A 20050-nucleotide genomic window follows, 5' to 3' on the forward strand; every position below is an offset into this window, starting at 1 on the left:
GGGCGGTTGGCGATGGTTCAAGGGTCAGGCCCGGCGCGCGACCAGACCCGACAGGTAACCGAGCGCGTCATCGAGGCCGATGACGTCTCCGTATTTCTGGTCGATATCGAACAGGTTGGCCTCGTGCGGTCCCGACGCCCTGTCCGCAACGCATTCGCGGGGGACAAGAACGTCGAAACCGCTCTGCACGGCGTCGACGGCGCTGGCGCGCACGCATCCGCTGGTCGTCGCGCCGGTCAGGATCACGGTGTCCACATGCAGCGCGGCCAGATGCGCGGCGAGATCGGTGCCGAAGAAGGCGGAAGCGCCGTGCTTGACCACCAGAACCTCGTCATCGCGCCGGGCCAGCCGGTCATCGACCTCAACGAGGCGGGTGCCCGCCACGAGCGCCGCCATGCCCGTCGCCTTCCTGAGCCAGGCCAGCGACCCGAGATGCCCCTTCTCGTAGGCGATCGTCGTGAAGATCACCGGAACGTGCCTCTCGCGGGCCGCATCCAGCAGCCTGCGGGTCGCCCGCACCTCCTCCGTCATGTCCGAGGCGGTCGGATATGACGGGTCGGTAAAGCCATAGGTGAAATCGACGACGACGATGGCCGGCCGCCTTCCGCGCGCAAGGCGGGTTCCGAAGCCCGCGGCAGTATAGACCTGATTGACCTGTGCCGAAGACATGGGGTCACTCCGCCGCCTGATGGAGCGGGCCGGCATCCCGCAATTGCGCCACCGCATCGTATTCATAGACCCAGTTGGCGCCGAGGCCGCTGGTCTGCGGATTGATGAAGCTCTTCCACCGGTAGCCGAGGTCGCGCTTGATCTGGGCGAAACGCGAGGTCAGATGGTAGGTGCGGCCGCGCTCGCGCGATTCCAGCTGGACGCGGGTCGTGCGGGGCCGCCGCAGGCTTTCGTATCGCTGCAGCGCGGCGTCGACGTCCGGCGTGTCGGAAAGCGCACCCGCCAGGACGAAACCGTCCTCGATCGCCATCGCGGCCCCCTGCGAAAGGAAGGGCAGCATCGGATGGGCAGCGTCTCCCAGCAGGGTGATGCGCCCCTTCGTCCAGGACGTCATCGGATCGCGGTCGAACAGGCCCCACTTGAAGACGTTGTCGGCGCGCGAGAAAAGCTTCTGCAGGTTTCCGTGCCAGCCCTTGTAGCCGGCCAGCAGCTCCTCGCGGCTCGACCGGACGTTCCAGGACTCCTCGACCCAGTCCCTGGTCTCCAGCACGGCGACGATGTTCACCGCCGCGCCGCCGGAGACGTAATAGGTGACGACATGGCCGTTCGGCCCGAGCCAGAAGGAACTGTCCGGCGTGACGTAGTCGAAGGGCGGCGTGTCGAAAGGCACGACCGCGCGCCAGCACATGTTGCCGGTGAAGCGCGGCGGCTCGTCTCCGAAGAGCGACTTGCGGATGGTCGAGTGGATGCCGTCCGCGCCGACGATCACGTCGGCTTCGAATTCCCTGCCGTCCGCGAAGGTCGCGACAGCGGTCTTTCCGTCCTGCCTGATGCCGGTGCAGGTGGCGCCAAGGGTCGTCGTGTCGAGGTCGACGCAATCGAGCAGGATGCGGTGGAGGTCGGCGCGATGGACATGGAAGAACGGCGCGCCGTAAAGGCGCGGGCAATCCTTCGCAAGCGGGGTCCGCCACATCTCCCGCGCCGTCTTCCAGTTGCGGCCGATGATGTTCTGGGGAAGGAAGCTGATCCCCTGCAGGGCATCGAATATCCCCAGCGCCCGCATGATCTTGACCGCATTCGGCGTCATCTGGATGCCCGCGCCGACTTCGCCGAAGGCCGGCGCCCGCTCGAAGATATGCGACTCTATTCCCCGGCTTTTCAGGGACGTGGCTAGCGCCACGCCCCCTATGCCGCCACCGATGATTCCGACTTTCAGCTTGCGCATTCTCTTGCCCGTCCTGAATTTCCTCGCCGCCGACCTGCGGTCGATTCTGTTATATTGCACTCGTAATATTGCATACGATTTTTACAGCCGTTCCATCCGGCCTGCACCCGCAATTTCGGCAGCAGGCGAGCTTCGTCTAGCGGCCTCCCCTGAGCCGCGGGTTCAGCACGTCGGTGAGATGATCGCCGAAAACATTCAGCGCCGCGACCGTGACCAGGATGCCGAGCCCCGGGAACACCGCCATCCACCAGGCCCGGGTCAGGAACTGCTGCGCCTCGTTGAGCATCAGCCCCCAGCTCGGATTTGCCGAATCCCCCAGGCCGAGAAAGCTCAACCCGGCTTCCAGCAGGATCGCCGAGGAGATCTGCATGGTCATCGCGACGATCAGCGGCGGCATGGCGTTGGGCAGGATTTCGGAGAAGATGATCGCCTGGGCTTTCTGCCCACCGGCGCGCGCCGCCAGGACATATTCCCGTTCACGCAGGCTCAGGAATTCGCCGCGGGTGATGCGGGCGACTTCCGGCCAGCCGAGAAGGCCGATCGTCAGGATGATGAAAAGGATGTTGCTGCCGAACAGCGCAATGATCAGAAGCGCCAGGAAGAAGCGCGGAATGACCTGGAAAAGTTCCGCGATCCGCATCAGCACGATATCGACGAAACCGCGGCAGTAACCCGACACGGCCCCGAGCGTCACCCCGATCACGCAGGCGGTGAGCGCGGCGAGGACCCCGACCAGCAGCGACGTCCGGGCGCCATGGGCGAACCTGCTGAACACGTCCCGCCCGAGATCGTCCGTTCCCATGAGATGCGCAAGGCTCGGAGGATCGAAGGAATTGCTGCCCATCGTGTTCACGTCGCCGAGGAATGGCGGAACGACGACCGCAAACACGGCGATCACGCAAAGGGTGGCGAAGGCAACCGTTGCCGATCCCTCGAGCCTCAGGGCACGGACCGGGCTCATCAGCCCGGAAAGACGTCCGCGCGGCGGATGCGTCGCCATATGGTGGTCCTGAACGGTCATTGTGCCTGCCCCACGCGCGGATCGAAGATGCTGTAGACGATGTCGATCACCAGATTGGTGATGATGATGCCGATGGACACGAAGACGAACATGCCCATCAGCAGCGGATAGTCGCGGGCATACATCGCGTCGTACATCAGGCGGCCGAGACCCGGCCAGCCGAAGACGATTTCGGTCAGGACCGCGCCGGCGAGGATATCCGTGACATTGAGGCCGAAGACGGTGATGACCGGCAGCACGCCATTCCGGAACGCGTGGAACAGGATACGCCCCTCGCCCAGCCCCTTCGCCTTCGCGGTGGTGATATAGTCCTGGGACAAGGCGTCCCGCATGGAAGCGCGCGCATAGCGGAAATTGATGGCGAGATAGCGCATGCCGAGCACGAAGCCAGGCAGGATCAGGTGCAGGGCCACGTCCCAGACATAGGCGAAGCCCTCATAGGCATATCGGCTGTTCGTCATGCCGCTGGTCGGAAACCAACGCAGGTTCAGGGCGAAGACCAGCAGGGCAAGCTGCGCCAGCCAGAAGGCGGGCACGGAATAGCCGATCACCGCGAGAAACGACCCGACCCTGTCGAAGGCCGAACGCGGCTTGCGGGCGACGGCAACCGCCAGCGCCACCCCCATCACGGTGAAGATGATGAGAGAAGTCAGCATGAGGAGCAGCGTCGCGGGAACCCGCCCGAGTATGAGGCTCAGCACATCCGACTGGAGAACGTAGGAGTATCCGAGATCGCCGGTCAGCACGGATTTCAGGTATTCCCAATACTGGACGTAGAGCGGCTGATCGAGGCCGAGCTTGGCATAGAGCGCCGCAAGCTGGGCCTCGGTCGGCTCGCTCTCGCCCACCAGGATGCTGACCGGATCGCCGGGCGCCAGATGCACCAGGATGAAGTTCACCGTGATCACGCCGACCAGCATCGGGAGCGCGCTCAGGATCTTGACGGCGATGAATTGCAGGGCTTTCAATCTCCCGGCAAGGCTGCGCTTCTTCCCGCCTGCGGCGACCGCTGCGTTCATGACATCTGTTGCCACAGACTTTCCTCTTTGATTTTCGGGTTCCCCGTCGTCTGGCCTGCATGTCTGCCAGCGACAATTTCGTATAATGTATATTCATAGCATCATAACTTTTGTCAAATGGCAAGACCTAATTTCCGCCGCGCCAGCGCCGCCACAATTCCGCAGTCCGTTGTTTTTGCTCGATTTATTCGACTCCTTGACGAGGAAGCGCTATCCCGCGGCAATTTTTTGACCTATTGACAACAGCGGAAAAACAGGCGTTACATACCCATCGTGCACAATATACGATATGCACAAAGGGCACGCGGGGCGATGAGGAAACCGTCCCGGATCAGATGACCCGCTCCAGCATCAAATACCTTTATAGAGGGCGAAGGAAAGATGAGCGATCGACAATTGAAGATAGGCCTCAGCCTTGTATCGAACGGCACCCATCCCGCCGGCTGGCGGCTGCCGGAGGCGCGCGCCGACGCCGCGCTCGATTTCTCCCTTTGGAAGGAAATGGCGCAGGCGGCCGAGCAGGCCAAGATCCATTTCATCTTCCTGGCCGACGGCATCGCCGTGAGGACGGCGGCCAGCGACGACGACGCCTTGAGCTACAGCGGCCGCATCGACCAGTTCGAACCGCTCACCCTGATCGCGGGGCTTGCCGCCTCCACGCAGAAGATCGGTTATATCGCGACCGCCTCGACCACCTATAACGAACCCTTCCATATCGCCCGCAAGTTCGCCTCGCTGGATTTCATCAGCGGCGGCCGCGTCGGCTGGAACGTCGTCACCTCGTGGAGCGAGGCGGAAGCCAGGAATTTCAGCCGCGAGAAACATCTTGAACATTCCATACGCTACGGCCGCGCGGAAGAGTTCGTCGACGTCGTCCGCGGCCTGTGGGATAGCTGGGAAGACGACGCGTTCATGCGCGACAAGGAAGGCGGCCGGTATTTCGATCCGGCCAAGATGCACGTCCTGAACCATGTGGGCGAGGATTTCTCGGTCAGGGGACCGCTCAACATCGCCCGCCCGCCTCAGGGCTATCCGGTCATCGCCCAGGCAGGCTCGTCGGAGCCCGGCCAGGAACTGGCGGCGCGCACCGCCGACCTCATCTACACCGCCAAGCAGCGGCGCGAGGATGCGCGGGCTTTCTACCAGAGCGTCAAGGGCCGCTTCGGCAAATACGGCCGCTCCACCGGTTCCGCGCTCGTCATGCCCGGCATCATGCCCGTGATCGGCCGGACGATGGAGGAAGCGCAGGCCAGGTATCAGCGGATACAAGAACTCATCCACCCGAAGGTCGGCCTCGCCATGCTGGCGCGCACCTTCGGCGATCTGTCGAGCTATCCGCTGGATGGCCCGCTGCCCGACAACCTTCCCACGCTCGACGGCGTGAAAAGCCACCGCGATCCCCTGTTGCGCATGGCCCGCGAGGAAAACCTCACCATCCGCCAGCTCTATATGCGCGTCACCGGCGCGGCCGGCCACCTGCAGCTCTGCGGAACGCCGGAAAGCATCGCCGACACGATGGCGGAATGGTTCAACGCGGGGGCCTGCGACGGGTTCAACATCATGGCACCGTATTTCCCGGACGGGCTTTACGAATTTCTCGATCAGGTCGTCCCCGTCCTCCAGAAGCGGGGGCTGTTCCGGACGGACTACGAAGGCAACACGCTGCGGGAGAACCTGGGCCTGGCGCGGCCCGCGCATCCGGCCACCCGGATCAAGCGTTCGGCCTGAACGGACAACTGCCCGTCGCGATCCGGCGGGCAGTCACCCTGCAAAAAGGGAATCGAAGGATATCCCGCTACCGTCGGCGGCGAGGCGGAGCGGCGGGCGCCTGATCGTCAGGCGGCCCGATTGACGGCAGGCGCAATACAATATACGAAATTTCGCAGTGATTTCCGCGATTTTTTCGAGAGGTTCAGGCAATGGGCCCTATTGTTTGGAGGAATACTTTTGGCTGGTAGAGGCAAGGCACAGGGCAAGACGAGCACCACCCACCGCAAGGCTGAGGCCGGCAGCAGGATGCGCGTGGTCTCGAAAGAACCGATACACGAGCAGATCCTCCCCCATATCCGCCGGGACATCGTCCTCAACCGCTGGGCGCCGGACGAACGCCTTCCCGAAATGGAGCTTTGCGAGGAATTCGGGGTTTCCCGTACGCCTTTGAGGGACGTGCTCAAGATACTGGAAGTCGAGGGCCTCGTGACGCTGGTTCCCCATATCGGCGCGATCGTCACTCCGCTCGACCCTCCCGACCTCGCCGAGAAGCTGGAGGTGATGAGCGGGCTGGAACAGATGTCGGCCCGGAAAGTCGCCGAATGGCAGCCGCCGCCGGCGATCCGGGAGATAGAGCGCCTCCACAAGGCCATGGCCGGGGCCGCCAAGAACGGCCAGACCAGCAAGTATTATTCGCTCAACGACGAATTCCACCGCGCCATCGTGCTCGGATGCGACAACAACACCCTGGCCAAGATGCATGAAACCATCATGTGGCATGTCAGCCGTGCCCGCAATTACGCCAATGAGCGCGAACCGCTGACCAAGAGCGCCGCGGAACATCACGATGCAATCGTGGAGCGCATCCTGGCGGGCGATCCCGATGGCGCGGCGCGCGCGATGCGGGAACATCTCAACGAAGTGACGCATACGGTCCTCGCCCGCATCTCGAAGGAACCGGACTCGCGCTTCGGTTCGGCAATGACAGGCTCGGCCGCCTGAACGGCGGCCGCAAGGCAATACCGGCCCTCCATCGACAATACGATATTGACGGGGACCGCGCGCCATATATTATACAATATACAAAATTCGCGGGCCTTGCCGAAGCGAAGTTTCGAAGAAGGGAACGGAACGATGAAGAACGTCAGCCTTGCCACCCCGATCGAAGAAGGAGACCCCGCCGCCGACCCGAAAGCCTTCCGCCGCAGTCTGGGCCAGTTCGCGACGGGCGTCACGGTCATCGCAACGCGGCATGAGGGCCGCCCCGTCGGCGTGACGGCGAATTCCTTCAGCTCGCTTTCGCTCGATCCGCCGCTTGTCCTGTGGTCGATCGCCAGAACATCCCGCAGCTTCGCCGCATTCAGCGCGGCGTCGCATTTCAGCGTCAGCATTCTCGGCGAGGATCAGATCGACGTTTCGCAAAAGCTTTCCAGTTCCAGGGAAGACAAGTTCGCCGAGGTAGACTGGTATCCGGGCATCGGGGGCTCGCCGGTCATGGCAGGCGCCATCGCCACGCTGGAATGCAGCACATTCGCGGTCCACGAAGGCGGCGACCATATCATCCTGGTCGGCCGGGTCCTGCAGCACAGGCGCTATCCCGGGAAGGCGCTTCTTTATGCGCAGGGCCAGTACGGCGTCGTCGACGAGCATCCGGCCTTCAGGGCGCAGGCCGCCGCCGATCCGGGAACGGCGCCGCCCGGCCGGACGCTCCGCGACCTGCCGCTCACGACATTGCTCTATCTCGCCCATCACAATTCGTCCGCCGCGTTCGAGCGCCACCGGCGCGAGGAGAACATCTCGCTGACCCAGAGCCGAATCCTGTCGGCTCTCACCCGCCGATCGCCCCTGTCCAGGCAATCGATCGTCCGGCAGGTTTACATGACGCCGCAGACGGTCGATGATGCCCTGGGCGAGCTTCTCCAGCGCGGCTGCCTGGAGTGCGATGGCGACGACCGGTTCAGCCTCTCGGAAGCAGGCCAGATGCTGGCGCGCTCGATCCGGATGCGGCTGCAGGAATACGAGCGCGAACAGTTTGCCGGCATTTCCGCCGAAAGGCTCGACACGACGCGCGACGTCCTCGCCCGCTTCATCGAAGGACTGGCTGAGCAGGCAGCGACCGACGACGCCGCATGAGGAGACCCGCCGCCAGAATGACGGTCCACCACGACAAAAAGGGGAATTCAGGGTGACCAATCCGACGACATTCGAGGAAAACGCCACATCGCCGGTTCTATCCGTGAAAGAGCTGACGGTGGACCTGCCCCGCACCATGGAGCGGCGGCATGCCGTCAGCAACATCTCCTTCGACCTGAACCCCGGGGAAATCCTCTGCATCATCGGGGAATCGGGCTCGGGGAAATCCGTGACGGCCAATGCGATCATGGGCCTGCTGCCGCCGGCCATCAGGGTTTCCGCCGGCAGCATCACCTTCAACGGCACCGACATGCTGGCCGCCGATCCGCAGACGCTTCGCGATCTCCGCGGCAGGGCGGTGTCCATGGTTTTCCAGGACCCCCTCTCCTCCCTCAATCCGGTCATGACCATCGGCGACCAGATCCTCGAAGTGATGGTCGCCCACAGGATCGGAACACCGCAGAGCCGCGCGGCAAAGGTCATCGAACTGCTTCACGAGGTCGGCCTGCCGGAGCCGGAGGTCATCGTCCGGCAATACCCTTTCCGCCTTTCCGGCGGGCAGCGGCAGCGGGTGATGATCGCGATGGCGCTGGCGCTCGATCCCGACGTCCTCATCGCTGACGAACCGACGACGGCGCTCGACGTCACCACGCAGGCCCAGATCCTCGAACTGATCCGCAAGATCCAGCGGCGCAAGAACATGAGCGTCATGTTCATCACCCATGATTTCGGCGTGGTCGCCGAAATCGCGGACCGGGTCATCGTCATGGAGAAAGGCAACCTCGTGGAACAGGGGCCGGCCGCCAGGGTCCTCACCGCTCCGGAGCATCCCTATACCAGGCGCCTGATCGCCTCGGTTCCCCGCCTGGGCGACGGCAGCCGCGACGCCGTGGACGAACCGCCGGTCGTCCTGGAGACCAGGAACCTGAGGAAGACCTATCGCCTCGGCGGCTTTTTCGCGCCGACCCGCACCGTCCATGCCGTCAACGACGTCAATATCTCCATCCGCAAGGGCCAGACGCTGGGGATCGTCGGCGAGAGCGGCTCCGGCAAGTCGTCGCTCGGCCGGTTGCTGGTCAAGCTGATGAACAGCGACGAGGGCCAGATCATCTTCAACGGCCAGGACATCGCGCCGTTGAAGGAAGACCAGTTCAGGACCATGAGGCCCTATATCCAGATGATCTTTCAGGACCCGTTCGCCTCGCTCAATCCGCGGCATACGATCGGCCGGATTCTGACATGCGGCCCGCTCGCGCACGGAATTTCGCCTTCGGAGGCGAAGGCCAAGGCCCTGCGCTTTCTGGAACTGGTCGGCCTCGACCATGGTGCCTACGATCGTTACCCGCACGAGTTTTCCGGTGGCCAGCGCCAGCGCATCGGCATCGCGCGGGCCCTGATGTTCGACCCCGTCCTGCTCGTGGCCGACGAGGCCGTCTCGGCGCTCGACGTGTCCATCCAGGCGCAGGTGCTCAGGCTTCTGGCGCGCATCCAGAAGGAGCTGAACGTCGCGATGATTTTCATCACGCACGATCTGCGGGTCGCCAGTCAGATCTGCGATCAGGTCGCCGTCATGCACAGGGGGCGCGTCGTGGAATACGGCCCTCCATCGCAGATCTTCCGCTCGCCCACGAACGACTATACGCGCCAACTGATCTCGGCCATTCCGGGCAAGGAATGGGAACCGGCAGCCTGAAAGGAATGACATGACGGAAAGTGCTGGCAGGGAAATCGGCCCGGGGGATTTCTGGAAAGCGATCGGGGTCCGCGCCGTCGGCGCCTCGGTCGTGACGGCACGGGATGCGGAAGGCCCCGCCGGGTTTCTCGGACTTTCGGCCACCCATCTGTCGGCCTCCCCGCCGATGCTGATGGTGTCCATCGGAAACACGACCTCGGCGCTTGGCGCGATCCGCAATGCCGGACATTTCGCCCTCAACTATCTCGCCAGGGCGGACAGGGATCTCATCGATCTCTTCGGCGGCAAGACGGACAGAAAGGGTGCGGACCGGTTCGATGCCGGCCGGTGGTCGACGCTGGCATCGGGAGCCCCCGTGCTGAAGACCGCCCTCGGCGTTCTCGACTGCCGTCTGGAGGAACTGATCGAACGGCATGGCAGCGTCATCGCGATCGGGCGCCTGATCGATTTCAAGGCCCCTGCGGAGGGCCTGCCCGCCGTCATCTACAAAGGTACGATGATGGAGTGACTGCAGGCGAACCGGCCTTCATCGGCCGGATGTCAGCCGTTCCTCCCAGCTCAGGCCTGCCCATATCCGCGCCAGCAGCATGCCCCGCAAGGCCATGAGCAACGCGAAGGAACCCCACAGGCCATCGTTTCCCAGCAGCCGGTAGGCCGGAAAGACCAGGATGGCGAACGCCGCGACGGAGAGAAGCGTCGTGTCGCGCGCCTCCCGCACGCGCGTCGAGCCGATGAACAGGCCGTCGAAGATATAGGACCACAGCGTGACGAAGGGCAGCAGGATCAGCCACGGCATGTAGCGGATCGCCATCCCGGCGATATCCTGATGGCTGGTGAGCAGCACGACGATCTCCCGGCCGCCCAGCAGGAAGACCAGGGCAAATGCAAATGCCGTCACGCCCGCGAGTTCGAAAGCCGCGCGGGCCGTCTCCCGCAGCCGCCGCAGGTCGCGCGCGCCGATCGCGGCTCCGACGAGCGCCTGCGTCGCATAGGCGAAACCGTCGATCGCATAACCCACCAGGGTATGCAGATGAAGCAGAATGGCATTCGCCGCGAGGATGGTGGTGCCCTGGATGGCGGAGAACCGGGTCATCAGGAATTGCGACACCAGAAGCGCAAGGCTCCGGATCAGGAGATCGCGGCCGAGATAGCCGAGCCGCAGGAGATGCCTGTGGTCGATCAGGCGGCGAAGGCTGAGCGGCGGCGCTTCCGGAAAACCGGCGCCGGCGATCAGGAGAAGAGCCAGCGCGATACCCGCATATTCCGCGACGACGGCCGCCCAGGCAATGCCGTCGACACCGCCCGAAAGCCCGTAGACGAGCAGGAGCGCGCAGCAGATGTTGATCAGATTGGCCGCCGCCTGCAGAACAAGTGCCGAGATCGCGCGCCGCCTGCCGAGCAGGTATCCCGCGGCGATGACGCCGGCAAGCGCCGCAGGCGCGGAAAGCAGGCGGATGCCGATATATTGCATAGCCTTCAGCTCGACATCGGGACCGCTGCCGAAAAACGGCAGGAGCATCGGCACCCACAGTCCGGAAGGCGCCGCAAGCACGAGGCCCAGGACGACCGCGAGCAGCGTCATGCGGACGAACGTGTCGCGGACCAGTTCCATGTCGTCGGCACCGTCGGCCTGCGCCACGACGGCCGTCGCGGACATCCGCAGGAACGTGAACAGCATGTAGATCATCGTCACGAAGCTCGCTCCGAGCGTGACGCCGGCCAGTTCCGCAGGATTGTCGAAATGCCCCGCGATCATGGTGCCGGTAAGGGCCATGAGCGGAAGCGTCAGGTTGGCGAGGATCATCGGCAGGGCGACGGCAAGCATCGCCGCGAGGCGTCCCCGCGCGCTGTTTTCCGCCTGCTCCTTCCCGGCGGCTGCGCCGTCAGGCATAACGGCTTGCGGGCCGGGCAAGGCCGAGATTTTCACGCAGGGTCGAACCCTCGTATTCCTTGCGGAAGACGCCCCGATCCTGCAGCCTCGGCACGATATGCTCGGCCACGTCGGCCAATCCGCCCGGAAGGTAGCTCGGCATGACGTTGAAGCCGTCGGCGCCGCCCTTGTCGAACCATTCCTGCATGGTGTCCGCGATCTCATCATAGCTTCCGAGGATGACGAGCTGCTGGCCCATGCCCACTTCCTGGCACAGCTTGCGAAGCGTCCAGCGGTTTTCGAGCGCCTTCCGGATCATGTTGCTGGAAACCGTGATCTTGCCGCTGTCGCCGAGATCGTCCGGCAAGGGGGAATCCAGATCGTAAACGCTCAGATCGCCGAACTGCGCGGCAATGCGCGCCATCGCGCTCAGGGGATCGATCAGGGATTTCAGGTATTCGAGCTTGTCTTCCGCCTGCCCGCGGGTCCTGCCGCCGACCAGTTGCGCACCGGGCAGGATCTTGACGTCATCCATGGACCGGCCGAAGGCCGCCGCCCGTTCGCGGATGACGCTTCGTCCCTTGATCGCGGCGTCGAGCGTATGCGGCGCCATATAGACCGCATCGGCGAACCGGCCGGCCAGATCGAGCCCCTTGTCGGAAGCGCCGGCCTGGAAGATCACCGGGCGGCCCTGCGGGGTCCGCGAGGAGGTCAGCGGGCCGCGGACCTTGAAATACCGGCCCTTGAAATCGAGGACATGCATCTTCTCCGGATCGTAGAACCGGCCGCCCTCCACATCATGGATGAAGGCATCCGCATCCCAGCTGTCCCAGAGGCCGAGCACCACCTCGATGAATTCGTTGGCGCGGTCGTAACGCTCGTCCTTGCCGTAGTGCTCGTCGCGATTGAAGTTCCAGGCCTCCTGCTCCGACCAGGACGTTACCGCATTCCAGCCTGCGCGCCCGCCGCTGAGATGATCCAGGGAGGCATATTTGCGGGCGACGTGATAGGGCTCGTTGTAACTCGTCGAGGCCGTCGCGACGAGACCGATGTTCTTCGTCACCACGGAGAGAGCCGACAGGAGCGTGACCGGCTCCAGCTCCACGTTCTCGTGCGAGCGGCACAGGGACCCCTTCGGCTCGTCGGCGGCGCGGATCGCCAGCCCGTCGGCGAAAAACACCGTGTCGAATTTCGCCGCCTCCGCGATCCGCGCGCATTCCGCGAAATGCGCGAAGGATTCCGAGGCGCCCGGGTCCACGTCGGGATGCCTCCAGGCTGACGCGTTGTAACCCAGGCCCCGGATGGAAGCCCCGAGCTTCATCTGCCGTTTTCCCGTCGCCATGCTCCACCTCTCTTCCCGCGCCGCCTTCAGCCAGGGGCATCGAAACCCGCATGGAAATCCACGCTAGCCAAAGCCTACAGGCTTGTAAACAGAGTTGCGTTCAGAAAAAAATACAGAGCGGCAACTTGTCCCGAGCAGACCCGAACAGCCGTTCCACATGCGGAAAACAATCGGGTTGATATTGCGTTCATAATTGAATACACATCAGAGTGCAGTTTAGGAATGCCGTCGAGGAACAGCCGAGCAGCGGACTGACGGCACGATATCCGAGATCTGGAGGCCGCCCGTGCGCGTAGTATTCGTGGATGCGAATCCCACCCTTTCCAGCGTTTCCGAACGGTTGTTCGCCGGAAGCGGCATCGACCTGACGATCAACCGCCAGCCGGACATCACCCCTGCGGAGTTTCCGAAGGTCCTCGAAGGGGCCGGCATCGCGATTATCGACCACACCGCCCTTCCGATGGAAATTGCCAGGCGCTGCCCCGCCCTGCGACATGTCGTCTTCCTCGGAACCGGGGCGCGAAGCTACATGGACCCTGACGCGCTGGCTGCGGAACTCGGCATCACCGTCCATACGATCAAGGGTTACGGCGATACCGCGGTCGCCGAGACGGCGATTGCCCTGATGTGGGCTTGCGCCAAGAGCACGCCGATGATGGACCGGGAAATGCGCGACGGCCGCTGGGTGAGGACCGAGGGTGTCCAGCTGACCGGCAAGACGCTGGGGCTGGTCGGCTTCGGCGGGATCGCCGCGGAGGTGGCGCGGATCGCATCCGGCTCGGGCATGCGCGTCGTCGCCTGGAACCGCTCGCCGAAAAGCCAGGCGGGGGTTTCCTTCCTGCCCCTGGAACGGGTGCTGGCGGAAAGCGACGTGCTGTCCCTGCATCTGCTTCTGACCGACGAAACCCGGGGCCTTCTCGATGCCGGCCGGCTGGCCGCGATGAAACCCGGCGCCATCCTCGTCAATACCGCCCGCGGGGCGCTCGTCGACGAGGCCGCCATGATCGCCGCCCTGAAATCGGGGCACCTGCGCGCAGCCGGGCTGGATGTCTTCAACATCGAACCCATGCCGGCCGGCCACGAACTCACGACCCTTCCGAACGTCGTCCTGTCGGCCCATTCGGCATTCCGGACGCCCGAGGCCAACGACAACCTGATCGGCGCGGCGCTCGCCCACTGCCGGGCTGCGCTGCGGACCGCCGTCCCCGTCTGAACCCCGTCAACCATCGCCCCGGAGTCTCCAGAATGCCCGACATAACCCGCATCGACGGCAATCAGCGCCGCAGCCGAATGGTCGTCCACAAGGACGTCGTCTATCTGGCCGGCCAGGTCGCCGACGACGCTCGCGGCGATATCGCAGCCCAGACATCCGAGGCGCTGGCGAAGATCGACGATCTGCTGTCCAGGGCGGGAACGTCGAAGGACAATCTCCTGAGCGCCCAGATATGGCTGGCAGACATGGCCGATTTCCCGGGGATGAACGCCGTCTGGGACAATTGGGTGGCGCCGGACAACGCCCCGACCCGCTGCTGCGGCGAGGTCAAGCTTGCCGATCCCGCCTACAGGGTGGAAATTGTCGTGACGGCGGCGAGATAGCGGCAGGCGGAGCGGATAGGAAAGAGGGATCAGGATGGCCTCGGCTCTGACGCGGGCAAGCCGCATATCCTCCATCGGGGTTTCGGAAATCCTCGTGATCGGGGAGACCGCCAGAAGGATGCGGCGCGCCGGAAAGCCGGTGATCGTCCTCGGCGCCGGCGAGCCGGATTTCGACACGCCGGACAATGTCAAGGAAGCGGCGGTCCGCGCGATCCGGGACGGCCGGACGAAATACACCGCCCTTGACGGCACGCCGGAAATGAAGGCCGCCATCATCGGGAAATTTCGCCGGGAGAACGCGCTCGATTTCGAGCCCGCCGAAATCATGGCCACTGCCGGCGCCAAGCAGGTCCTCTTCAACGCCTTCATGGCGACGATGAACCCCGGCGACGAGGCCCTGCTCGCCGCCCCCTACTGGACGACCTACGCCGATATCGCGGCGATTGCCGGCGGAACGCCGGTGGCGCTGGCCGGGCGGGAGGAAAACGGCTTCCGGATCACCGCCGAGGATCTCGAAGCGGCCATAACCCCGAGGACACGGTGGCTGCTTCTCAACTCCCCCTCCAACCCCTCGGGCGCCGCCTACGAGGCGGAACACCTGAAACCCATTCTCGACGTGCTTCTGCGCCATCCGCATGTCTGGCTGATGACCGACGACATCTACGAACATCTGCTCTACGACGGGCGGACATTCGCAACCGCGCTCAATCTCCAACCCGGATTGCGCGACCGGACGCTCGTCATCAACGGCGTATCCAAGGCCTATGCGATGACCGGATGGCGGCTCGGTTATTGCGCCGGCCCCGCGAGCCTCATCGAGGCCATGTCGATCGTCCAGAGCCAGGCGACGACGAACCCCTCATCCATCAGCCAGGCGGCCGCGATCGAGGCCCTGACCGGCCCGCAGGACATCGTGGCGCAGCGCCGCGACGATTTTCAGCGCCGGCGCGACATCGTCGTCGAGCGGCTGAACGCGATGCCCGGCATCTCGTGCCGCAAGCCCGAAGGCGCCTTCTACACATTCGCCAACTGCTCCGGCCTGCTCGGACGCAGGACGCCCGAGGGAGCGGTTCTCGACAGCGACAGCACCTATTGCCGTTATCTTCTCGAAGAGGCCAATGTGGCCGTCGTGCCCGGCAGCTGCTTCGGCCTTGCACCCTATTTCCGCATTTCCTACGCGGCGGCGCAGGAGACGCTGATGGAAGCCTGCGACCGCATTTCCCGAGCCAACGAGGCGCTCAGATGACCCTGCCCAGCGCTGCACGGATTCTGGTGGATCAGTTGAAGGCGCAAGGAGTGCGGCGTGTCACCTGCGTGCCGGGAGAAAGCTATCTCGCCGTGCTGGACGCGCTCTACGAGAGCGGCATCGAGGTGCTGAGCTGCCGCAACGAAGGCGGCGCCGCCATCATGGCGGAGGCGCAGGGCAAGCTGACCGGACGGCCGGGCATCTGCTTCGTCACGCGCGGCCCCGGCGCCACCAATGCCAGCCATGGCGTTCACATCGCCATGCAGGATTCCACGCCGATGATCCTCTTCGTCGGACAGGTGGAAAGCGGCATGCGCGAGCGCGAGGCATTCCAGGAGCTCGACTACAAGGCCGTGTTCGGATCGATGGCGAAATGGGTGGTGGAGATCGACAGCGCCGCCCGCATGGCCGAGCACATCGCCCATGCCTTCCGCGTGGCGATGCAGGGCCGTCCGGGCCCGGTGGTCGTGGCCCTTCCGGAAGACGTTCTCGTACAGACCGCCGAGGCGGTGACCGTACCCTATATCGAGCCGGCGCGCGCCGCGCCCGCCGCCGAGGACATCGCGCGGCTGCAGGCGCTTCTCTCCCGGGCCGAGCGCCCGCTTGCGATCATCGGCGGCAGCGGATGGGACGAAGGAGCGGCCGGCCGCCTCGCGGCGTTCGCCGAACGGTTCGACCTGCCGGTCGCGTCATCCTTCCGGCGCGCGTCGATCTTCCCGGCCGGACATCCGAACTACGCGGGCGACCTCGGCATCGGCCCCGACCCTCGCCTGAAGGCCATGGTCGCGGATGCCGACCTGATCATCCTGATCGGCGGGCGCCTGTCGGAGATGCCGTCGGCCTCCTACACGCTTCTCGACATTCCGGTCCCATCCCAGAAACTCGTCCATGTTCATCCCGGCGCGGAAGAACTCGGCCATGTCTATCACCCCGTGCTCGCGATACAGGCAGGCCCGATCGCATTCACCCAGGCCATGGCGGACCTTAGGCCTTCGGCCCGTCCGCCCTGGGCAGGCCGGGCCGCGCAGGCGCATGCGGACTATCTGGATTGGTCCGGCAGGCCGCGCACGCTTCCGGGGGATTTTCAGTTCGGCAGGATCGTCCGCGAACTCAGCGACCGGCTTCCGCCGGACACGATCATCTGCAACGGCGCCGGCAACTATGCCGGCTGGCTTCACCGCCATCACCGGTTCGGGGCCTTCGGCAGCCAGCTCGCCCCCACCAGCGGATCGATGGGATACGGCGTGCCGGCCGCGGTCATCGCCAAGGCGGAATACCCTTCCCGCACCGTGATCGCCTACGCGGGCGACGGCTGCTTCCTGATGAACGGCCAGGAATTCGCCACCGCCGTCCAATACGATCTGCCGATCATCGTGATCGTCGTCGACAACGGCCAGTACGGCACGATCCGCATGCACCAGGAAAACCACTATCCGGGGCGGGTGATCGCGACGCAGCTCAGCAATCCGGATTTTGCCGCCTATGCGCGGGCATTCGGAGGCCATGGGGAAACCGTCAGGACAACCGGGGAATTCTTTCCGGCCTTCGAGCGGGCCGTCGCGTCGAGGCGCCCGGCCATCCTGCATTGTTTCCTGCATCCCGATGCACAGTCGCACGCCCGGGATTTCGTCCCGCCGGCAGACGGGACACCGCAATGACGAGGAAGGCCGTCGTCATCGGAGGAGGAGCGATCGGCGCCATGTGTGCGCTGGAAATCCTGCGCCGCGGCCTTTCCGTCACGATCCTGGAGCCGGGCGAGCCCGGCGGCGAACAGGCGGCAAGCTTCGGCAATGCCGGCTGGCTCTCCTCCCACTCTGTCCTTCCGCCTTCGGAACCCGGGCTCTGGAAGAAGGTGCCGGGATATCTGCTCGATCCGCTGGGACCGCTTGCGATCCGGCCGCGGCGTTTTCCGGCCGCCCTGCCCTGGCTGCTTCGCTATCTTGCCGCCGGATCGAGCGAGGAAAAGCTCGTCCGCACGGCTGAAGCCCTGCGGAGCCTGCTCGAGGATGCGCCGCGCCTCCATGCGAGGATCGCGGCGGAAGCGGGTATCCGCGATCTGGTGCGCGACGACGGGGGGCTTCTGCATATCTACCCGGACCGCGCCACCTTCGGGCGCGAGGCCCGCGCCTGGCGCATCCGTAGCGGGGTCGGCATCGAATGGCAGGAGATGGACGATCAGTCGCTCCACGCCATGGAGCCCGATCTCAGCCCGGAATACCGCTTCGGCGTGCTCGTGGGCGAGGCCGGCCATTGCAGCGATCCGGGAGCCTATGTCGCCGGCCTGACGGGATACGCGGTCGCGCGCGGCGCCAGCCTTCTGAAAACCCGGGCAACCGGGTTCTCGTTTGCCGACGGCAGGCTTCGCGCCGTCCGGACCGGGACGGGCGACGTGCCTGCGGATATCGCCGTCATCGCCGCCGGCATATTCTCCCAGCCGCTGGCCCGGGCTGCCGGAGATCGCATCCCGCTGGAATCGGAGCGCGGCTACCATGTCGCAATAGACGCACCCGAGATCGTGCCGTCACGTCCGATGATGGTGCATGACCGGAAGATCGTCATCACGCCGGTCGCCGGGCGGCTGCGCGCGGCGGGGCAGGTGGAGATCGCCGGCATCGCGGCGGCTCCCAACTGGCAGCGGGCGGAGATCCTCAAACAGCACCTTCTGGCCACGTTCCCCGGCCTTGCGCGGGACGGGGCCGTCGGACGCCTTCACGCCTGGCAGGGACACCGTCCTTCCACGCCTGACGGCCTGCCCTGCATCGGCCCGTCGCGCGCGACGGCGGACGTGCTCCATGCCTTCGGCCACGGCCATGTCGGTCTTGCCTCCTCCGCCAGAACCGGGCGGCTGATCGGCCAGATCGTCGCCGGCGAGCCTCCTGAAATTCCCCTTGCTCCATTCAGCCCGAAGCGGTTCCGATAATCTGGAGGTCGCCATGTCCGCAACATCCGCCTGTCCGACTGCCGATCCCTCGCCGGCGGATGCATTCCGCGTCGCGTGGCGCGGATTCGGCTCGACCGTCACCCTCGTCGCGACGGCATTCGACGGCATGCGCCATGCGATGCTGGCCACCGCGGTCAGCTCGGTTTCGATGGAGCCGCCATCCCTGCTCGTCTGCGTGAACAGAAGCGCCTCCGCATTTCCGAGCCTGCAGCGGCGCGGCGCCTTTTCGCTTGCCCTGCTCGGGGCGGATCTCGCGGCGATGAGCCTCCGGCTGCCGCAGGCCAAGGGCGAGGAGCGCTTTTCACAAGGAAATTGGGACAGTTTTTCCGCGCCGGGCAGCGCCGCCCACGGCCTGCCGTGGCTCAGGGACGCGCAGGCGACCGTCTTCTGCGAGACCGATGACGTCCATGCCTACGGGACGCATGTCATCTTCATCGGTCGTGTTCTCGCGATCGAAAACGCAGGCCGCGTCGATCCGCTGCTTTACTGCACGGGACAATACGGCCGTTTCGAGGGCATCGCCCGATGACGGGAAGCAGGCAGAACCGCCAGGAGTTCCTGTATCTCTCCAGCGCCGACATCGCAGCGCTCGCAATCGGCGCGGGCGCCATTGCCGACGAGATCGCCCGCGCATCCCGCGCCCGCGCCGCGGGCCGCGTTCAAATTCCGCCCAAGATCATTCTCAGGCAGGAGAACGGAGCCGCTTTCTATGCCATGACCGCCCTGGCCGAAGGCGACGGGAGCGTGATGAAATGGCTCGGCAATCCCTCCCGGAACGATGCCGCCGGGCTTCCCTCCTTCATGGGCTTCATGGTGGTCAGCGACCCGAAAACCGGCGTACCGGCGGCCCTTCTCAGCGCCTCCGACATCACGGCGATGCGGACCGCGGCGACGAGCCTCCTCGCCGCCCGGCATCTGGCGCGACAGGATGCGGCCGTCCTGGGGCTGGCGGGCTGCGGAGCACAGGCGCGTGCCCACCTCACGGCGATCGCCCGGGAATTCCCGATCCGGCGCGTGCTTCTGCTCGGCCGGAGCCAGACGGGCATCGAGACGATGCAGGAGCTTGCCCGGACGCTGGGGCTTGCGGCCGAGAAGGTGGACGGGCCGGAAGAGTTGATCGCGCAGAGCGATATCGTCGTCAGCTCGGTCCCGCCCGACGCGATCGCCGCCCCCTTCCTCGATGCCCGCCGCCTGCCGGCCGGGGCATTCGTGAGCATGGTGGACCACGGTCATAGCTGGACGATCGAAGGGCTCGCGCCATTGGGGTCGCTCTTTACGGACGATCTGGCCGCGACCGCCGACAGGGCCCTGGTCGACCCGCATCTCAAGCGGATACCGGTTTCCGGCGACCTGACGCAGATCGGCGGTGGTTTCCGGCGGCAGTCGGTCGATCAGCGGATCGGCTTCGTATTTGCCGGAACGGCGCTGGCCGACCTTGCCGCGGCCAACGTGATCGTCCGCGCGGCCCGCGAGAGGGGCCTCGGCACAGCCCTGGCTCTTTAGAACCGAACCCAGCGCTTCCGTTGCAAATTGTGTTCCAGCGTGTATTCTGCCTCCGCAGCGGAGGAGGAGCCTGGCGTCGATC

At 65.1% G+C, this 20050-nt stretch carries 18 protein-coding genes; 12 read left to right on the forward strand and 6 right to left on the reverse strand.

All coding sequences use genetic code 11. The annotated features are described in order from the left end of the window. Window positions 1-24: 24 nt before the first annotated feature. The 4 genes from ACFFP0_RS10135 to ACFFP0_RS10150 all read right to left on the reverse strand — a co-directional run bounded on the left by ACFFP0_RS10135 (window position 25) and on the right by ACFFP0_RS10150 (window position 3949). Window positions 25-669 (reverse strand): isochorismatase family protein, encoded by a 645-nt coding sequence (locus tag ACFFP0_RS10135; RefSeq protein WP_377259914.1) that lies wholly within the window; start codon window positions 667-669, stop codon window positions 25-27. Window positions 670-673: 4 nt separating this feature from the next. Further along, window positions 674-1894 carry an FAD-dependent monooxygenase gene (locus ACFFP0_RS10140; protein WP_377259917.1) on the reverse strand — a complete coding sequence of 407 codons (1221 nt, stop codon included), beginning with the start codon at window positions 1892-1894 and terminating at the stop codon, window positions 674-676. 136 nt (window positions 1895-2030) lie between these two features. Beyond that, window positions 2031-2915 carry an ABC transporter permease gene (locus ACFFP0_RS10145; RefSeq protein ID WP_377259920.1) on the reverse strand — a complete coding sequence of 295 codons (885 nt, stop codon included), beginning with the start codon at window positions 2913-2915 and terminating at the stop codon, window positions 2031-2033. Then, the gene (locus ACFFP0_RS10150) at window positions 2912-3949 is read right to left on the reverse strand and encodes an ABC transporter permease (RefSeq protein ID WP_377259923.1); all 1038 of its coding nucleotides are present in this window, start codon (window positions 3947-3949) and stop codon (window positions 2912-2914) included. Before ACFFP0_RS10150 ends, ACFFP0_RS10145 begins: the two co-directional genes overlap by 4 nt. A 366-nt stretch (window positions 3950-4315) precedes the next feature. Between ACFFP0_RS10150 and ACFFP0_RS10155 the strand changes: the two genes are divergently transcribed. The 5 genes from ACFFP0_RS10155 (at window position 4316) to ACFFP0_RS10175 (ending at window position 9978) form a co-directional block, all read left to right on the forward strand. Beyond that, entirely contained in the window at window positions 4316-5662 is a 1347-nt protein-coding gene (locus tag ACFFP0_RS10155; protein ID WP_377259926.1) for an LLM class flavin-dependent oxidoreductase, read from the forward strand. A 219-nt stretch (window positions 5663-5881) separates the two neighbouring features. After that, the gene (locus ACFFP0_RS10160; protein WP_377259929.1) at window positions 5882-6646 is read left to right on the forward strand and encodes a GntR family transcriptional regulator; all 765 of its coding nucleotides are present in this window, start codon (window positions 5882-5884) and stop codon (window positions 6644-6646) included. Between the two features lie 132 nt (window positions 6647-6778). Next, on the forward strand, window positions 6779-7777 hold the full coding sequence (locus ACFFP0_RS10165; RefSeq protein WP_377259932.1) for a flavin reductase: 999 nt from the start codon (window positions 6779-6781) through the stop codon (window positions 7775-7777). Between the two features lie 52 nt (window positions 7778-7829). After that, on the forward strand, window positions 7830-9470 hold the full coding sequence (locus ACFFP0_RS10170; protein ID WP_446692709.1) for an ABC transporter ATP-binding protein: 1641 nt from the start codon (window positions 7830-7832) through the stop codon (window positions 9468-9470). Window positions 9471-9480: 10 nt separating this feature from the next. Continuing rightward, complete coding sequence (locus tag ACFFP0_RS10175) at window positions 9481-9978, forward strand: flavin reductase family protein (protein ID WP_377259935.1); 498 nt, start codon at window positions 9481-9483, stop codon at window positions 9976-9978. Window positions 9979-9996: 18 nt separating this feature from the next. Here the strand turns inward: ACFFP0_RS10175 and ACFFP0_RS10180 are convergent, their stop codons facing one another. Together ACFFP0_RS10180 and ACFFP0_RS10185 are read right to left on the reverse strand one after the other, a co-directional pair. Further along, window positions 9997-11361 (reverse strand): MATE family efflux transporter, encoded by a 1365-nt coding sequence (locus ACFFP0_RS10180; protein WP_377259938.1) that lies wholly within the window; start codon window positions 11359-11361, stop codon window positions 9997-9999. After that, on the reverse strand, window positions 11354-12682 hold the full coding sequence (locus ACFFP0_RS10185) for an LLM class flavin-dependent oxidoreductase (protein ID WP_377259941.1): 1329 nt from the start codon (window positions 12680-12682) through the stop codon (window positions 11354-11356). The genes ACFFP0_RS10180 and ACFFP0_RS10185 overlap by 8 nt, the downstream gene beginning before the upstream one ends. A gap of 286 nt (window positions 12683-12968) precedes the next feature. Here ACFFP0_RS10185 and ACFFP0_RS10190 point away from each other — a divergent pair, with 286 nt between their 5' ends. The 7 genes from ACFFP0_RS10190 to ACFFP0_RS10220 are packed head-to-tail and all read left to right on the forward strand — an operon-like array spanning window position 12969 to window position 19968. Continuing rightward, window positions 12969-13895, forward strand: a complete 927-nt coding sequence (locus ACFFP0_RS10190; protein ID WP_377259944.1) for an NAD(P)-dependent oxidoreductase — start codon at window positions 12969-12971, stop codon at window positions 13893-13895. Between the two features lie 32 nt (window positions 13896-13927). Beyond that, a complete protein-coding gene (locus ACFFP0_RS10195; protein WP_377259947.1) occupies window positions 13928-14278 on the forward strand; it encodes a RidA family protein in 351 nt (116 codons plus the stop codon). 34 nt (window positions 14279-14312) lie between these two features. Beyond that, window positions 14313-15524 (forward strand): pyridoxal phosphate-dependent aminotransferase, encoded by a 1212-nt coding sequence (locus ACFFP0_RS10200; RefSeq protein WP_377259950.1) that lies wholly within the window; start codon window positions 14313-14315, stop codon window positions 15522-15524. Then, window positions 15521-17182: a thiamine pyrophosphate-binding protein gene (locus tag ACFFP0_RS10205; protein ID WP_377259953.1), complete on the forward strand. Its 1662-nt coding sequence runs from the start codon at window positions 15521-15523 to the stop codon at window positions 17180-17182. Before ACFFP0_RS10200 ends, ACFFP0_RS10205 begins: the two co-directional genes overlap by 4 nt. After that, window positions 17179-18444: an NAD(P)/FAD-dependent oxidoreductase gene (locus tag ACFFP0_RS10210; protein ID WP_377259955.1), complete on the forward strand. Its 1266-nt coding sequence runs from the start codon at window positions 17179-17181 to the stop codon at window positions 18442-18444. Before ACFFP0_RS10205 ends, ACFFP0_RS10210 begins: the two co-directional genes overlap by 4 nt. A 13-nt stretch (window positions 18445-18457) precedes the next feature. Beyond that, the gene (locus ACFFP0_RS10215; RefSeq protein WP_377259958.1) at window positions 18458-18994 is read left to right on the forward strand and encodes a flavin reductase family protein; all 537 of its coding nucleotides are present in this window, start codon (window positions 18458-18460) and stop codon (window positions 18992-18994) included. After that, entirely contained in the window at window positions 18991-19968 is a 978-nt protein-coding gene (locus tag ACFFP0_RS10220; RefSeq protein WP_377259961.1) for a hypothetical protein, read from the forward strand. The genes ACFFP0_RS10215 and ACFFP0_RS10220 overlap by 4 nt, the downstream gene beginning before the upstream one ends. Window positions 19969-20050 lie beyond the last annotated feature (82 nt).

This window comes from Neorhizobium puerariae, assembly GCF_042429745.1.
Lineage (GTDB): Bacteria > Pseudomonadota > Alphaproteobacteria > Rhizobiales > Rhizobiaceae > Neorhizobium > Neorhizobium puerariae.

Excerpts from the sequence above, each read along its gene's own strand:
- ACFFP0_RS10135 (WP_377259914.1), bottom strand. The coding sequence starts at position 669 with ATGTCTTCGGCACAGGTCAATCAGGTCTATACTGCCGCGGGCTTCGGA.
- ACFFP0_RS10140 (WP_377259917.1), bottom strand. The coding sequence starts at position 1,894 with ATGCGCAAGCTGAAAGTCGGAATCATCGGTGGCGGCATAGGGGGCGTG.
- ACFFP0_RS10145 (WP_377259920.1), bottom strand. The coding sequence starts at position 2,915 with ATGACCGTTCAGGACCACCATATGGCGACGCATCCGCCGCGCGGACGT.
- ACFFP0_RS10155 (WP_377259926.1), top strand. The coding sequence starts at position 4,316 with ATGAGCGATCGACAATTGAAGATAGGCCTCAGCCTTGTATCGAACGGC.
- ACFFP0_RS10165 (WP_377259932.1), top strand. The coding sequence starts at position 6,779 with ATGAAGAACGTCAGCCTTGCCACCCCGATCGAAGAAGGAGACCCCGCC.
- ACFFP0_RS10175 (WP_377259935.1), top strand. The coding sequence starts at position 9,481 with ATGACGGAAAGTGCTGGCAGGGAAATCGGCCCGGGGGATTTCTGGAAA.
- ACFFP0_RS10180 (WP_377259938.1), bottom strand. The coding sequence starts at position 11,361 with ATGCCTGACGGCGCAGCCGCCGGGAAGGAGCAGGCGGAAAACAGCGCG.
- ACFFP0_RS10185 (WP_377259941.1), bottom strand. The coding sequence starts at position 12,682 with ATGGCGACGGGAAAACGGCAGATGAAGCTCGGGGCTTCCATCCGGGGC.
- ACFFP0_RS10195 (WP_377259947.1), top strand. The coding sequence starts at position 13,928 with ATGCCCGACATAACCCGCATCGACGGCAATCAGCGCCGCAGCCGAATG.
- ACFFP0_RS10200 (WP_377259950.1), top strand. The coding sequence starts at position 14,313 with ATGGCCTCGGCTCTGACGCGGGCAAGCCGCATATCCTCCATCGGGGTT.
- ACFFP0_RS10205 (WP_377259953.1), top strand. The coding sequence starts at position 15,521 with ATGACCCTGCCCAGCGCTGCACGGATTCTGGTGGATCAGTTGAAGGCG.
- ACFFP0_RS10210 (WP_377259955.1), top strand. The coding sequence starts at position 17,179 with ATGACGAGGAAGGCCGTCGTCATCGGAGGAGGAGCGATCGGCGCCATG.
- ACFFP0_RS10215 (WP_377259958.1), top strand. The coding sequence starts at position 18,458 with ATGTCCGCAACATCCGCCTGTCCGACTGCCGATCCCTCGCCGGCGGAT.
- ACFFP0_RS10220 (WP_377259961.1), top strand. The coding sequence starts at position 18,991 with ATGACGGGAAGCAGGCAGAACCGCCAGGAGTTCCTGTATCTCTCCAGC.